Raw genomic sequence first — 15,050 nt, forward strand, 5'->3', positions numbered from 1 at the left:
GGCAGGGAGCATCAGGGCGGGCCGATCATGCGGCGGGCGAAATCGGCGGCCTGGCGGGCAAAGCGCTCCGGGCCGAAGCGCGTGAGAGCCTCGCCCCTTGCCGCCTCGCACATGCGCCAGCGCAGCGCTTCGTCATCCGCAAGGCGCGCGATGGCGGAGGCGAAGGCACCGGCGTCGCCATCGGGCGCGAGGAAGCCGGTCCGCCCGTTCTCCACCGCCTCGGCGACGCCCCCGACAGCGCTGGCAATGACCGGCAGGCCGGCGCCCATGGCTTCCAGGATGCCGAGCGGAAAGCCTTCCGTGTGGCTCGCCAGCAGGGCCACGTCGAGCGCGCCATAGAAGCGGGCCATGTTCCCCTCGAAGCCGGGGAAGACGAACATGTGGCGCGTCCCGGTTTCCGCCATCAGAGCTTCCAGCTGCGCGAACTGGGCGCGATGGGAGGCCTCTTCGCTGAAATCGCCCACCATGAGGAAGCGCAGGCCCGGATGGGTGGCGCGCAGCAGGCCGGCGGCGCGGATGAGGCTGGCATGGTCCTTCTGGGGATGAATGCGGGCCGCCATGCCCAGCACCAAGGCATCCTCGGGAAGTCCGTAATGCGCCCGCGCTTCCCCGCGCGGAACAAGGGCGGCGGGCGGCACGGCGGCATCATAGAGCACTTCCGCCCGCTCCGGCGCGCAAGGAAAGTCCTGGTCGCCTTTCGTCGCATGGGAGACGAAAAGGAAACGCTCGACGGGTTTCAGCAGCCATCGGTCGATGTCGGTCATGGCCGGGTGGGCGCAGCGCACGTGGCTGGTGGCTCGGGCGCCCGCCGTCCGGGCGGCAAGAGCCGTGAAGCAGGCGCCGGCAATGTCGGCCCCATGCACGAGGCCCACGCCCCGGCGGCGGAAGCTGACGGCGAGCCGCGCCACATTGGCAAGGAAGGGCAAGGGGGAGGCGCGTCGCGGCGCCACCTGGGCATAGCGGGCGAGGGCGAAGCCGTGGTCGCGAACGAGGTCCGCCACCTCGCCCGCGCCGGTCAGATCGGGAGCGTAAAGGATGTTGGCATAGCCGTGGTTGTGCAGCGCGGCGGCAAGCCGCAAGGTGGCCACCTCCGTGCCCCCCACATTGGCCCAGGGCAGGACATGGGCAATGACGCGTCTCGCCATACTGGCATCTGCCCCCGGAGTGGCCGCCGCATGGGCGGTCATGGCATGCGAGAGGCGAAACCGCCGGCGGATCGTTCCGCCGGGCGGAGACCCCCGTCCCAGGCATTCAGGCGAATGCCGCCCTCCCGCAATATCCCGGCCTTGCCCGATTGCCAATGCGGTGGCCTGGCTGCAACGGCACCACGTCCGAACAAATGGCCGGGCGCCATCGCCAAAAGGGCGTTGGGACCTTCAGGGGATCAGAAATTTTCCAGCAGGCGCTCGATATAATCCAGCTCCAGCTGGGGCCGGTTGGTCTGTTCTAGCCGGCGGCGCAGCTCTTCCAGCACCTGGCGGGCGCGCTGTACGTCCACTTCGTTCGGGACCTTCACGGTGAAGTCGTCGCCATAGTCCTGATTGCGGAGCGGGCGGCCGAGCGGGTCGGTGCGCGTGGCCTGCTCGCCCGAGGGGCCGCCGGGGCCCTGGCCGTCGGAATTGCCTTGCTGGGCCTCCGCCAGCGCCTGGGCGCCCTGGCGCAGAGCCTGGAGCGCGCGACCCTGGGAATCCAGCGCACCCTGGCCGTCACCTTGGCCAAGGGCGCCTTCCGCATCGCGCATGGCCTGCTCCGCGCGGCCGAAGGCGTCGCCGGCCCGGCCCATGGCGCCTTCCCCGTCCTCGCCTTCTCCCTGCCCTTGCTGCCCTTGCCCTTGCTGACCCTGGCCCTGGCCTTCCTGCATGCGGCGCAGATCGTCCAGCATCTTGCCGAGGCGCCGGCGCAGCTCCTGCTGGCCTTGCTGCAGGTCGCCATACTCGCCCGGCTCCCCTTGCTCGCCCTGTTGGCCTTGCTGTCCCCTCTGGCCGCGCTGCCCTTGCTGGCCCTGTTGACCCTGCTGGCCCTGGCGGAAGGTGCGATCCCGCAGCCGCTGCTGCTCCTGGATCATGTTGCCCAGCTCGCTCTGCTGGCCCTGCTGACGGCCCGCCTGGCGATTGCCGGGGCGCAGATTGTCCATCATGGCCTGCAATTCATCGAGCATCTGGCGCGCCGCATCGCGCGAGCCGGAGCGGGCGAGATTCTCGATCCGGTCCATCATGCGCTGCAGGTCCTGCGGGCGCAGGATGCGGGAATTCTGGTCGAGGGGGCGGGCGTCGGTGCCGCCGTCGCGCTTGGCCTCCTCCGCCAGCTGCCGCATCATCTTGTCCATGGCGGCGCGCAGATCCTGCATCAGCCGCTGGATTTCCTCGTCGCTGGCGCCGCGCTCCAGCGCCTCGCGCAGCGCCTGCTGGGCGGCGCGCAGCTCGCGCTGGGCGTCGGAGAGATTGCCGTCCTCGATGGCGATGGCCATTTCCCACAGATAGTCCACGACCCCGCGCAAATCGTCCTCGGTGCGCGCATTCTGCAGGCGCCAATAGGCCGAGCGCAGGCCGAGGAAGGTGCCCGCCTCCATGCCGAACTTGTCGGGCGCCAGGGTGAGGGCGGACAGCACCGTCTCCACGCGGCCGCGGGCTCCCACGTCGAGTGCGAGGGTGCGCCGCTCCTCGATGAGGGCGCGGGCGAGCGGATTGGAGAAGGAGCGGGCGGGCAGCCGGAAGGTCTTGGTCTCGCTGGAAGCCTCGTTGCCGGCCTCGTCCTTGACCTTCAGCGTGATCAGCACATTGGCCCCGGCCCAGGGATGGGCCACCAAATCCTTGGTGGTCTGGGCGCCGCTCTTGCCGCCCACAGGCAAGGCGAGGGCGAAGTCGGGCGCCGGCACCAGGGGCGTTCCGGCAGCCGGGGCCGGCCGGTCGGGACGGGCGAAGAAGGGGCGCTCGGGCGGCGCGGGGGCGAATTGGGCGCTCGCTTCCTTGGCTCCGTAATCGTCATCGATGCGATAGGCCAGCACGAGGGCATTGCGCGCACCGGCGTGCGGGTCCTTCACGAAGCTGATGGTGGGCAAGCTGTCCGGCTGCGCCTGGAAGCGCCAGACCACCGCGCGCTGATCCGGTCCGGTGAAGGTCACCCCGCCGGACTGGGCGATGGTGAAGCGACGCTCCGTGGCGGCGCCGGGACGCGCCGGCTCGGGCGCCTTGGCGGGCTGGTCCTTGGCGGCTTGACCCTCGGCGGGGAGCGCCTCGCTGGGCTTCAGCTCGACGATGCCGAGATCGGTGCGAAGAGCGCTGGCGTCGAGCCCCACCGTGCGCACCACGAGGACGCTGCCGGCGGGCACGGAGATGGCGGTGCCCTGGGTCTGCGTCACCTCGTCGGAGCGCAAGCCTGGCAGCACCACGGGGGCGCGGCCCGTATAGCCGGGCGGATCAACCCAGGCATCGAGGCGATAGGGCGCCTGCACCACCGCGCCTTTCCAGTTGAAGGCGGACAGGATGCGCGAGACATGGTCGGAGCCGGCAAAAAAGAAGCTCGGCACGAGCAAGAGCAGCGCCAACGCCCGGAAGGCGCGGGGATCGCGGGCAGCCATGCCGGGGGTGGGGATGCCCGCCTTCAGCCGGCGTACGCTCGCCAGGGTGCGGGCCATGTGCGCGCGCCACAAGGCGGCGCTCACCGGATCGTCCGGACGGGTGGCGATGTCGTCCGCCATGGTGGTGGCGGGGCGGTGGGCGAGGGCGCTGGATCGGTCGAGGCGCGCGAGCGCCTCGGCGCGGCTGGCGGGGCGCACCAGAGCCAGGGGCCAGAGTTGCCAGGCCATCAGCAGGGCGAACAGGCCGACGCCCACGATACGGCCTAATGGCGGAAGGGACAGCCATAGGCCAGCCCAGGACGCGGCCAGAAAGAGCGCGGCAACGATGCCAGCGCCCACCAGCACCGGCCAGATCCGTTCCCACAGGATGACGCGCCGCGCACGCGCCACTGCCCGCGCCAGATGCGCGCTTGCTTCCTGCTCCGCGGTGCGGATCTGATTTGATTCCGGTGTGGCGGCCACGAACCCTCCGAACACCAGCCCGTCCAAGCCACGAAGTCTAGCATGACGCACGGGCGACGCCAGCGGTGGCGCGGCCGTGGCCGGTCACGACTGGTTCAGCGGGCCAGAATGCGCGCGCCTCAACCGCGCCGGCGCAGGATCTTCAGCCGGCCCAGCAACTCCGCCACCGCTTCCGGCGGCAGCAATGCAATTTCCTTGGCCAGGAGATTGGCAAGCTCGGTGGCCTCCGGCGTCAGGCCGGCCGTGTCCACCACCACGCGAGGATGGGACAATTCGGCCAGGCGCTGGAGATCCTCTGCCTCGTCCCAGATGACGTTGAAATAGGCGATGATGCGCTGGACCATCGCCCATGTGGGCTGGCCGCGCTTGCCGTTCTCAAGGGCGGAGAGATAGGTCGGCGTCACGCCGATGGCCTCGGCCATGGCGGTCAGCGTCACGCCGCGCTCGGCACGCAGGTCGCGGATGCGACGGCCGAACGGGGTCACGGCACGTCTCCCCAGTCCCTGTCCCCCCAGCCCCGATCCGTCCCCTCCCGGCGGCGGCGCACCCGCACATAGAGCGCCCCTTCCCCGCCATGGCGACGGCTGGCGGTCTCAAAGCCCACCACATAGGGGCGCAGGCCCGGCTCCGACAGCCAGAGCGGCACCGCCCGGCGCAGCACGCCGCGCCGCTCCTCGCCCGGCAAGGGGGCGCCTTCCGCATCGCCCTTGCCAGTGATGACCAGGACCAAAGCGAAGCCGGCGGCATGGGCCTCCAGCAGGAAGAGCGTGAGCCGCCGATGGGCGGCGGCCTGTGTCATGCCATGCAGATCGAGCCGGGCATCCACATCCGCGCCCCGATTGAGGCGCCGCCGCAGCCGCGGCTCCATGGGGGCGAGGGGCGTCACCGGCGGGGCCGGCGTCGGGCGGGCAGGTCCGCCCTTCGCTTCCGCCTTGCGTGCCGGGCTCGGCTGGCCCTCGGCCGCCTCCGGCACGGGGACGGGCGCGGGGGGCGGCGGGGCGATCTCCAGGGCGGTGCGTCCCTTCAGGGGCGTGACCTGGCGCATGACATGATGCCACAGCGCCTTTTCTTCCGGATTGAGCAGCCGAATGCGGCGCCGGCGGCTCATCGGGGTGCTCCGGCGGCGGCCGGCGCCTGGCGCGGCGCCAGCAGGAAAAAGGCGCCGGGATGCCGGATACCGCCCGCAATGCGCCCCGCCTCCACCCCCGCTCCGAAGAAGAGGTCGGCCCGCGCCGGGCCGACAATGGCCGAGCCGGTGTCCTGCGCGATCATGAGGTGGCGGAACGTGGTGGGGACAGGGCCGCCCAGCGGCAGGTCGGCGGCGATGAAGAAAGGCGTGCCATAGCCGTGCCGCGCCCGGTCCACCGCGATGGAGCGCAGCGGCGTCAGCGGCACCCCTTCCGCCCCGAGGGCGCCGGCCTCGGCGGGCAGGTCCACGGCCTTGAAGAAGACGAAGGAACGGTTCTCCCGCATCAGCGCCCGTCCGGCCGCGGGATCGGCCTCGATATAGGCGCGGATGCGCTCCATGCTCATCTCGTTGCGTGGCACCAGGCCGCGCTGGATCAGGAGGCGGCCGACGGGGAGATAGGGGTAGCCATTATGGCCGTCATAATTGAGCCGGAGCACCCCGCCATCGGTGAGGCGGATGCGCCCTGACCCCTGGATCTGCATGAAGAACAGATCCACGGGATGCCGCAGATAGCAGATTTCCAGGCCCTGGTCCCGCAATGCCCCGTCCTCGATGGCGGCGCGGTCGTAATAGGGCACCAGCCGGGCGCCCTCCTTGCGCAGGGCGCCGCCGCGATTGCTCTCGGCGGGTGGAGCCGTGGGGATGAAGTCCTTCGGGCGGGCATAGACGGGCACGGTGAAATCGGCGGTGGGCACGCGCGAGCCCTCCACTTCCACCTCGTAATAGCCGGTCAGGAAGCCTGGCGGATTGGCGTCGGGCACGATGCGATAGGGGCGGAAATTGGCCTCGAAGAACAAGCGCGCCACCGGGTCGGAGGGGGTGCGGGTGCCGAGTGCCGCGACCGCGTCGCAAGCGTGCCTCAAGCCCGAAAGCAAGGCAGGATTGGAGGTGGGGCCGCGTTCCGGCGGCGGCGCCTTGAGCGCGGCGCAGCTTGTCAGGAAGGTGCGGAAGGCCGCGCCCGCCTTGTCCTCTTGCCAGCCCGGGAGAGCGGCATAGGCGACCGGCTCCAGGCGCGCGGCCTCCAGCCGGGGCGGCGGGGCGAGGGAAACGGGCGGAGCCGGCTTTGCCAGTGCCGCAGTCGATTGGGCAATGAGAAAGAGGACCGGCACTAGGCCCGCGCGCAGGCTGGCGCGCGGCGCGCAGCCGCCCTCGGGCGTCCTGCCTCGCCGCCGCCCGTCCCGCGCCATGGCCGTCCTCACTGCGCGGCTTCGGTCGCCACCAGCTTCCAATTGGGGTCGCGGGCGCCGAGCTCGCGGGCGAAGGTCCACACATCCGTCACGTCGGCCACGGTGTCGGGGCTGCCGTCCACCACCGTGCCGTCCTTGGCGCGGGTGCAGGAGATGAGCTTAGAGACGAAGCGCACGGTCACCTGCGCGGTGGCGCCCTTCAGGCTGGCGTCCAGCAGGTCCGCTTTCTCGATGGACACGAAGCGCGATTCCATCACCTCGCCCCGGCCTTCGCGGTCGGAGATGGCGGAGACGAAGCCGTCATAGACATCCTTGGCGAGCAGGTCCTTGAGCATGCGGCGGTCGCCATTGGCGAAGGCCAGCACGATCATCTCATAGGCGGATTTGGCGCCGGTGAGGAAGTGCTTGGCGTCGAAGTCCGGCTCGCGGGCGGCGATCTCGTCCAGCGTGTTGGCGAGGGGGGTGCCCTCCTGCGCCACGCCGTCCCAGCGATAGGCGGCTGGTTCGGCTTCCTCAACCGGTTCCACGCGGCCGGGGCCGTCCGCATTGCGTTCCGGCAGCTTCACCACCTTGTCGGAGGCGGGCGTCGGGCGGGCGGCGTCGCGCGAATAGGGATCGTAAGGCGGGCGTTCCCGTCCGGTCCGCTGTCCCAGCACGCTGCGCAGCCGGATGAAGATGAACACCGCCAGGGCCAGGAAGATGATTGTGTAGATGTCGAGCACTGCGCTTCGCCATGCCTCCGGCGACACGACAAGGCCGTGTGCGCCTCGATTGCGTTGATGCGGAACAGGTCCCCGCCCGGCGCGGTGCGCCTCTTGGATCCCTCTTCCCGTTTTCGTCCCCCGCGGTCCGGCGCGCCAGCCCCCAGCCTGCGCCTGTCCCGCACTTTGAACTGCTGGCGCATCACACCACAAGATCGTGGCACAATACCGCCCGGCCATGCGACGGTGCCCGGCTTTTTCCGGCTTCCCTCGCAGCGCCTGTCCCTAATGTACGGTGCGATTTCCAGGATTCCAGACCGCGATACGTCGCGTATGTCTTTCAAGGCGACCTTACGTCATCGCGCGCCTTTGCGCCACAAGGACCGACAGAGGACGCCGATCCCTCGTTGACCCGCCGCGCGGGGTCGCCTAACGTCGAGTCTAAACGATTAAATCGAACTGCCTCGAAGCAGTCATACGGGAGGACGACACCATGAAACGCCTGCTTCGCGTGGCGCTGGGCGCCGCCGCTTGCGCCCTTACGGCCCTGTCTCCAGCGGCTGTCACTTCGGCCCTTGCCGCCTATCCCGACCGTCCCATCAGCCTCATTGTCCCATGGGGCGCAGGTGGCGGCACCGATGCGGTGGCGCGGATCGTGGCCTCGCTCCTGGAGCGGGACCTCGGCCAGCCCGTGGCGGTGGTGAACCGCACCGGCGGCCAGGGCGTGGTGGGCCATCAGGCCATCGCGGACGCGACGCCGGACGGCTACACCATCGGCATCCTCACCGTCGAAATCGCCATGATGCACTGGCAGGGGCTGACCAAGCTCGACCCCGCCTCCTACACCCCGCTCGCCCTGATGAACGAGGATCCGGCCGGCATCCAGGTGAAGGCAGATGCGCCCTACAAGACGCTGGACGACCTCTTGGCGGATGTGAAGAAGGCGCCCGGCAAGTTCAAGGCCTCGGGCACCGGGCAGGGCGGCATCTGGCATTTGGCGCTCGCCGGCATGCTGTCGTCGCTCAAGATGGAACCGGGCAGCATGCCCTGGGTGCCGAGCCAGGGCGCGGCCTCGGGGCTGCAGGACCTGATGGCGGGCGGCGTCCAGGTGGTCGCCTGCTCGCAGCCGGAGGCGCGCTCCCTCATCGATGCGGGGCGGGTGAAGAGCCTCGTCATCATGGCGCCCGAGCGGTCCAAGCTGTTTCCGAACGTGCCGACCTTGAAGGAGGCCACCGGTTCCCCCTGGACCATCGGTGCCTGGCGCGGCATTGCCGGCCCCAAGGGGCTGCCCAAGGAGGTGTCGGACAAGCTCCAGGCGGCGCTCAAGAAAATCTATGAGAGCAAGGAATATCAGGACTTCCTGACCAATCGCGGCTTTGGCGGGCGCTTCGCGGAAGGAGAGGCTTTTGCCACCTTCATGAGCAAGAGCGATGCCGATCTCGGTGCCGTCATGAAGGAAGTGGGACTCGCCAAGTAGGCGCGGCGCCTTGATGCGTCCCGCCCCTGGCGGGACGCGGTCGGCCGATCGTCGCGGAGCCAAAGCGGGGCCGCAGGCCTTGCAGGCGGGGAGCCCCCATGCGTGTCAATGACCTGATCCTGTCTTTGCTTGTACTGATTGCCGCGGCAGCCCTCGCCGCCGTCTCCTTCACCTTGCCCCCCATACCTGGCCAACGGTTTGGCGCCGCGGTATTCCCGCTTACCGTCGCCTGCGGCGCCGCCTTGTGCGGCGTCATCCTGGCGGTGCGCGCGTTGCGGTCCGGCGCGGGCCCGGCCGTCTCGCTGTCCTGGGTGCAGGAGAAGGGCGCGCTGCCGCGCGTGGCCATGACCCTCGCCCTCATCGTCTTCTACATCTTCGCTGCGCCGGCCCTCGGCTTCGTCGCCACCGCCATTCTCACCTTGCTGGGCCTGTTCCTGGTGCTGCGGGTGCCCTTGCCGGTGGGGATTCCCGTGGCGGCGGTGACGGCCGTGGCCGTCTATTTCGCCTTCGCCAACCTGCTGCGCGTGCCGCTGCCCCGCGGCTTCATCGAAGGATGGCTGTGATGGGCGCGATCGAGACCGGCATCGGCATGGTGCTGCACTGGAACGTCATCCTCACCATCGTGGCGGCGTCCGCCTTCGGCCTGGTGGTGGGGGCCATACCGGGCCTTACCGCCACCATGGCCATCGCCCTCCTGGTGCCCATCACCTTCTTCATGGACCCGATCCCGGCGGTGGGCGCGATGATCGCTTGCTCCGCCATGGCCATCTTCGCCGGCGACATTCCGAGCACGCTCATGCGCATGCCCGGCACCCCCGCCTCCGCCGCCTATACGGACGAGTGCTACGCCATGACCCGCAAGGGGCAGGCGCAGGTGGCACTGGGCGCCAACGTGCTGTTCTCGGCGCTGGGCGGACTGTTCGGCACGGCGGTGCTCATCGTCTCCGCGCCGCTGCTGGCCGAGGTGGCGCTGGGCTTTTCCTCGTTCGAATATTTCTGGCTGGCCCTGCTCGGCCTGCTCTGCGCCATCTTCATCGGCACCGGCTCGCCGTTGAAGGGGCTTCTGTCTTTGTTCCTCGGACTGTTTATCGCCTCCATCGGCATCGACAATCCGGCCGGTGTGCCGCGCTTCACCTTCGGCAACGCGGAATTGCTGGGCGGCGTGGATTTCATCCCCGCGATGATCGGCCTCTTCGCCGTCTCCGAGGTGCTGCGCGCCATGGCCTCCGGGGCGCCGGATTGGGAGGTGAAGCAGACCGCCATCGGCAATCCCCTCAAGGGCTGGGGCCGCATGATGGTCCAGTATTGGCCCCAGCAGGTGCGCGGCAATGTGACCGGCACCGCCATCGGCATCCTGCCTGGGGCGGGCGCCGATATCGCCGCCTGGGTGTCCTATGCCATGAGCCGGAAATTCTCCAAGCAGCCGGAGAAGTTCGGCACCGGGCATGTGGAAGGCATCATCGAGAGCACGTCCTCCAACAATGCAGCGCTGGCTGGCGCCTGGGTGCCGGCTTTGGTGTTCGGCATTCCCGGTGACAGCATCACGGCGGTGGTCATCGGCGTGCTCTATCTGAAGGGACTCAATCCGGGGCCGACCCTGTTCCTCAACAACCCGGAATCCATCTATGCCGTGTTCACCATCTTCATCCTCGCCAACATCGCCATGATCCCCTTGGGTCTTTTGGCGCTGAAGGCGGGCACCGCCTTGCTGCGGGTGCCCCGGCGGCTGATGATGCCCATCATCCTCCTGTTCTGCATGGTGGGCTCCTATGCGGTGAACAACTCGGTCTATGGCATCGTGCTGATGCTGGTGTTCGGCGTGCTGGGCTTCCTGATGGAGGAGCACGAGGTGCCGATCGCGCCCTGTGTGTTGGGCATCGTGCTCGGCAAGCTGCTGGAAGAATCTTTCGTCACCTCCATGATCAAAGCGGACGGAGATTTGCTGGCCTTTTTCGAGCGTCCGGTGGCGGCGGGGCTGGGCATCGTGACCTTGCTGGTGATGGCGCTACCGCTGGTGCAGGCGGTGCGGCGACGCAAGGCGGTGGCGGGTTGACGCCTCCGCCTTGATTCTTCCTGAAATCTCCGCGATCTGTGCAGGGGGTGCGGATTCCTGCGCGCGTCGTCATGGGCGTGTGGAACGAATGGCGTACTCCAAGGTCTTAGTCAGGACCTTCCACGCCGCCGCGCCTTCATGCGCGGCATCGCCCCTCTCAGGACGAAAGCTCGGCGGACCCTCATGGCATCGACCATCCTGCTTGCGGACATTGGCGGAACCACCACGCGCGTGGCCCGCGCCGGACCGGACGGGCGCCCGTTCGACATCCGGGTGGAGGCCAATGACGGTTATGGCAGCCTGGAAGAGCTCCTGGGCACCTATCTGGCGACGTTCGGCGCCCATAAGCCCCGGGCGGGCGTGTTGGCCATTGCCGGTCCCGTGTCGGGCGACGACATCCAGATGACCAACCGCTCCTGGAGCTTCTCTCGCCCCGCCTTGGCGCGGGCACTGGGGCTCGAGGCGCTCACCGTGCTCAACGACTTCGCTGCGCTCGCGCAAGGCGTGCCCACGCTGGGGCGGGCCGATCTCATCCAGGTGGGCACGGGACATGGGGTCAAGGGGTCGCCCATCCTGGTCTGCGGACCCGGCACCGGGCTTGGCACGGCCGTGCTCGTGCCCCGATCGGATGACGGGTTCGACGTGCTGCCGGGTGAGGGCGGCCATGTGCGCCTCGGGGCGGTCACTTCCGACGAGGCGCGCGTGGTGGCGCACCTGGTGCGCGATCTGGGTCCCGTGAGCGTGGAGCATGTGCTCTCCGGCCCCGGGCTGGTGCGCCTCCATCGGATCCTGTCGGGGGAGACGCTCACCTCCCACGCCATCATCCAGTCGGCGCTTTCGGGCCAGCGCGAGGAGCGCGACACCTGCCACGTCTTCCTGCGCCTGCTGGGCCGCATCGTGGGCGATTTCTGCCTGCTGGTTCAGGCGCGGGGCGGTGTCTATATCGCCGGCGGGGTGGGCGCCGCGCTGGCGCCCCTCTTCCCTGGCTCGCCCTTCCGCACCGCCTTCGAGGAGCATCCGCCCTATCACGACATCCTGGCCCAGGTGCCGGTGCATGTGGTGGTGCATCCCACCCCCGGCCTGTCGGGGGCGGGCGAAGTGGGCCGCCGGCTGCTGGCGACGCTCTGACGTCTTGAACAGGCCCGGTCAGGCTGTCCCCGCGGTGTCGCGGGCCATCAGGTCCGAGCAGAATTTCGCCAGCGCGTCGGCAAGGTCGCGCGCCGCGCCGCCGGCCCCGTCCGCCAGCGCCAACACCAATTCGGTCGGGGGCACGGGCGGCAGGCCCTGGCGGGTATCGAGCACCCGGTGCTCGGGCGTCACCGCCCGCTGCTCCAGGAGGGCGATGCCAAGGCCGCAGGACAAGGCCGCCTGGAGGCCGAGAATGTTCGGGCTTTCATAGGCGATGCGCCACGCCATCCCCGCCTGTTCCAGGCTGTGCACGGCGCGGTTGCGATAGATGCAGCCTTGCGGAAAGGCCACCAGCGGCACCGGGTCGCCCTCCGGCACCGGCTGGTTGGCGCCGGCGATCCAGACCGGCCGTTCCGGCCAGGCGGCATGCACCCCGCCAAGCCCCGGCTCGCGCTTGAACAGCGCCACATCCAGCTCGCCCCGAGCCAGGTCCGCCGACAGATCACAGGACAGGCCGCAGCGCACATGAAGCCGCACCCCCGGCCGGGTGGCGGCGAAGGCGGCCACCGCCTGGGTGAGCGGGATCAGGGCGAAGTCGTCGGGGATGCCCAGGCGCACCATGGCGGGGGTGGTATCGCCCGCCAGCGCGGCCTTGGCCTCGGCGCTCAAGGCGAGGATGCGCCGGGCATAGCCGAGCAGCCGCTCCCCTTCCTCGGTGAGCGCGACCTTGCGGCCGTCGCGGTTGAGCAGTGTGCAGCCGGCGGAGGCCTCCAGCCGGCGGATCTGCTGGCTGACCGTGGATTGAGAGCGATGCACGCGCTCACCGGCGCGGGTGAAGCCCCCGGCATCCACCACGCTCACAAAGGCGCGCAACAGGTCGAGATCCAGCATCTGCGCGGCGTCCAAGCTATTGGGGTGCGGGTGCGACCCCGATCCATTCATTTTCCCACTATATCGCATCGAAACATCTCATTTTCAAATGGAAGGCAAATGTGGTTCTGAAAGGGAAAGGAAACGCTCCATGACGTCGTCGCCCGCCAGCGCCTCTTCGCCCACCGACCCCTCAGCCGCCCCCGCCGGTCTGGCCGTTGCCGCCCCGGAACGCCGCTTCGACTGGACGCTGGCGCTGCTGGTGGTGTTCTGCCTGCTCTGGAGCTCGGCCTTCGCCGTGTCCAAGGTCGCGGTGGCCGAGGCGCCCCCGCTCCTGCTCCTGGCGACGCGCTTCCTGGCGGCGGGGGTGGCGATGCTGGTGCCGTGCGCTCTGTTCGGCGGGCTGGTGCGGCTGCCGCTGCGCGACTTCCTGGCCCTGTGCCTCGCCGGGGTGCTCAACAATGCCCTTTATCTCGGGCTCGCTTATTGCGCGGTGGTGACCATCTCGTCGGGCTTCGTGGCGGTCATCATCAGCGCCAATCCGCTCATCACGGCGCTGCTTGCCGGTCCGGTGTTGGGCGAGCGGCTCAAACCCATGAAGGTGGTGGGCCTGCTGCTGGGCCTTGCCGGCGTGGTCATCGTCCTGCGCTCCCGCCTTGCGGGCGGGCATGAGGATCTGTTCGGCACGCTGCTGGCGCTGGGCGGTCTCCTCGCCTTGTCCTGCGGCACGGTGCTGTTCAAGCGCCTGCGCACACCCGCCAGCCTGTTCATGGCGAGCGGCGTGCAATCCCTGGCCGCGGGCCTCAGCCTGATGCCGGTGGCCCTGATGATGGAGCCTGTGCACGCGATCGAGATCACCCCCACGCTTGCGGCCTGCTTTGCCTATCTGACGCTCGGCGTTTCGGTGGGCGGCTATAGCCTGTGGTACGCCATCCTCTCCCGCAGCACCGCCACCAAGGCCAGCGCGCTGCACTTCCTGATGCCGCCCTTGGGCCTTGCCTTCGGCTGGCTGCTCCTGGGCGAGGCGGTGCCGCCGCTGGATTTCCTCGGCATCATCCCCATCGCCCTGGGCATCCGCCTCGTTACCCGCTGACGGGCGGGCCTTCCGAAAAGGCAGCGTCGGCGGCGGCTTCCAGGGCAGCCACGTCGCCGCCAAGGGCCGCCACCGTCGCCCGCATATGGCCGGGGAAGGGGGCCGAGACTGAGACGGGCGGCCCGCTCTTGGCCAGCGGGATCACCACCCGCCGGGAATGCAGATGGAGCATGGGGCCGCCCGGCAGGCGGGAGGCGCCGCCATAGATGGCGTCCCCCAATATGGGATAGCCCAGATGCGCCAGATGGGCGCGCAATTGGTGGGTGCGCCCCGTGATCGGCGAGAGCGCCATCACGCCCATCCCCTCGCTCCGATAAAGAACCTGCCAGTCGGTGATCGCCTCCAGCGCGCCCGGCGTGCCCTTGGGCACCGCCTGCATCCACCAGCCCCGATGGGGCGAACGCTTGGCGAGCGGCTGGTCGATCCGCCCGCGCGCCTCCGCTGGCGCGCCACGGGTCACGGCCACATAGGTCTTGTCCACCTTGCCTTCGGCAAACAGCCGGTTGAGCAAGGCCAGCGCCTTGGGGTGGCGGCCCAGCACCAGGCAGCCGGACGTGTCCTTGTCCAGGCGATGGGCCAGCTCTGGCCGCTTGGGCAGGCCGAAGCGCAGGTCGTCCAGATGGTCGTGCAGGGTCTCCCCGCCCTTGGGTCCGGGGTGGACCGGCAGGCCGGCGGGCTTGTCGAGGACCAGCATCATCCCGTCGCGATGGATAAGCCGGTCGGCGAGCGCCTCAGAGGAGGCCGAGGGTGCGGAAGGCGTCATGGTGGTGGCGGGCGGAGGCATCCGAAAAACAGCAGAAGATCACATGCGCCACGCTGGCGGCGCCGTCCAGCGCCGCGCGCACGGCATCGACCGCGATGGGCGCCGCCCGCTCCGCCGGGAAGCCATAGACGCCCGTGGAGATGGCGGGAAAGGCCAGCGCGTTGAGGCCAGCGCACGCCGCCAGCGCCACCGACCTTTCATAGCAGGAGGCGAGGAGCCGATCCTCCCCCCAGCCGCCACCGCGCCAGACCGGGCCTACCGTATGAATCACATGGCGGGCGGGCAGGTCATAGCCGGCGGTCATTTTTGCGTCGCCCGTCTCGCAGCCGCCCAGCGTCCGGCACTCCGCCAGCAGGCCGGGGCCCGCCGCGCGGTGAATGGCCCCGTCCACGCCGCCACCGCCCAGCAGTGAGCCATTGGCGGCATTGACGATGGCATCCACGGACAAGGTGGTGATGTCACCGACGACGATGTCCAGGCGAGCCGTGCCGATGGTGGCGCGATGCAATGAAGCCAAGGCGTTTTCCTTCCGGTGCGCTCGCCGAACCGT

14 protein-coding genes are annotated in these 15,050 nt (G+C 69.5%); 5 read left to right on the forward strand and 9 right to left on the reverse strand.

Annotated features, from left to right (window positions below):
* Nucleotides 1-11 precede the first annotated feature (11 nt).
* The 6 genes from J5J86_RS08425 to J5J86_RS08450 all read right to left on the reverse strand — a co-directional run bounded on the left by J5J86_RS08425 (nt 12) and on the right by J5J86_RS08450 (nt 7,137).
* Nucleotides 12-1,145 carry a glycosyltransferase gene (locus J5J86_RS08425; protein WP_209104441.1) on the reverse strand — a complete coding sequence of 378 codons (1,134 nt, stop codon included), beginning with the start codon at nt 1,143-1,145 and terminating at the stop codon, nt 12-14.
* Between the two features lie 239 nt (nt 1,146-1,384).
* Entirely contained in the window at nt 1,385-4,039 is a 2,655-nt protein-coding gene (locus J5J86_RS08430; RefSeq protein WP_209104442.1) for a TIGR02302 family protein, read from the reverse strand.
* 119 nt (nt 4,040-4,158) lie between these two features.
* A complete protein-coding gene (locus tag J5J86_RS08435; protein WP_209104443.1) occupies nt 4,159-4,524 on the reverse strand; it encodes a helix-turn-helix domain-containing protein in 366 nt (121 codons plus the stop codon).
* Complete coding sequence (locus J5J86_RS08440; RefSeq protein ID WP_209104444.1) at nt 4,521-5,147, reverse strand: Smr/MutS family protein; 627 nt, start codon at nt 5,145-5,147, stop codon at nt 4,521-4,523. Before J5J86_RS08440 ends, J5J86_RS08435 begins: the two co-directional genes overlap by 4 nt.
* Nucleotides 5,144-6,415, reverse strand: coding sequence for a murein transglycosylase A (gene mltA, locus J5J86_RS08445; protein WP_209104445.1), 1,272 nt, complete (start codon nt 6,413-6,415; stop codon nt 5,144-5,146). The genes J5J86_RS08440 and mltA overlap by 4 nt, the downstream gene beginning before the upstream one ends.
* A gap of 8 nt (nt 6,416-6,423) precedes the next feature.
* On the reverse strand, nt 6,424-7,137 hold the full coding sequence (locus J5J86_RS08450; protein ID WP_247658243.1) for a Tim44/TimA family putative adaptor protein: 714 nt from the start codon (nt 7,135-7,137) through the stop codon (nt 6,424-6,426).
* Nucleotides 7,138-7,609: 472 nt separating this feature from the next.
* Here J5J86_RS08450 and J5J86_RS08455 point away from each other — a divergent pair, with 472 nt between their 5' ends.
* From J5J86_RS08455 to glk, 4 genes are all read left to right on the forward strand, one after another.
* A complete protein-coding gene (locus J5J86_RS08455; protein WP_209104447.1) occupies nt 7,610-8,593 on the forward strand; it encodes a tripartite tricarboxylate transporter substrate binding protein in 984 nt (327 codons plus the stop codon).
* 98 nt (nt 8,594-8,691) lie between these two features.
* Nucleotides 8,692-9,156, forward strand: a complete 465-nt coding sequence (locus J5J86_RS08460; protein WP_209104448.1) for a tripartite tricarboxylate transporter TctB family protein — start codon at nt 8,692-8,694, stop codon at nt 9,154-9,156.
* Nucleotides 9,156-10,646: a tripartite tricarboxylate transporter permease gene (locus J5J86_RS08465; RefSeq protein WP_209104449.1), complete on the forward strand. Its 1,491-nt coding sequence runs from the start codon at nt 9,156-9,158 to the stop codon at nt 10,644-10,646. The genes J5J86_RS08460 and J5J86_RS08465 overlap by 1 nt, the downstream gene beginning before the upstream one ends.
* A gap of 183 nt (nt 10,647-10,829) precedes the next feature.
* Entirely contained in the window at nt 10,830-11,774 is a 945-nt protein-coding gene (glk, locus tag J5J86_RS08470) for a glucokinase (protein ID WP_209104450.1), read from the forward strand.
* Nucleotides 11,775-11,792: 18 nt separating this feature from the next.
* Here glk and J5J86_RS08475 read toward each other — a convergent pair whose 3' ends face one another.
* On the reverse strand, nt 11,793-12,665 hold the full coding sequence (locus tag J5J86_RS08475) for a LysR substrate-binding domain-containing protein (RefSeq protein ID WP_209104451.1): 873 nt from the start codon (nt 12,663-12,665) through the stop codon (nt 11,793-11,795).
* A 130-nt stretch (nt 12,666-12,795) separates the two neighbouring features.
* Here J5J86_RS08475 and J5J86_RS08480 point away from each other — a divergent pair, with 130 nt between their 5' ends.
* Complete coding sequence (locus J5J86_RS08480; RefSeq protein ID WP_209104452.1) at nt 12,796-13,737, forward strand: DMT family transporter; 942 nt, start codon at nt 12,796-12,798, stop codon at nt 13,735-13,737.
* On the opposite strand, the gene J5J86_RS08485 is transcribed toward J5J86_RS08480, so the two are convergent.
* Nucleotides 13,727-14,500 carry an RluA family pseudouridine synthase gene (locus J5J86_RS08485; RefSeq protein ID WP_209104453.1) on the reverse strand — a complete coding sequence of 258 codons (774 nt, stop codon included), beginning with the start codon at nt 14,498-14,500 and terminating at the stop codon, nt 13,727-13,729. The genes J5J86_RS08480 and J5J86_RS08485 overlap by 11 nt on opposite strands.
* On the reverse strand, nt 14,469-15,017 hold the full coding sequence (locus J5J86_RS08490; RefSeq protein ID WP_247658245.1) for an O-acetyl-ADP-ribose deacetylase: 549 nt from the start codon (nt 15,015-15,017) through the stop codon (nt 14,469-14,471). Before J5J86_RS08490 ends, J5J86_RS08485 begins: the two co-directional genes overlap by 32 nt.
* Between the last annotated feature and the right edge of the window lie 33 nt (nt 15,018-15,050).

It is taken from the genome of Aquabacter sp. L1I39 (assembly GCF_017742835.1).
Classification (GTDB): Bacteria; Pseudomonadota; Alphaproteobacteria; order Rhizobiales; family Xanthobacteraceae; genus L1I39.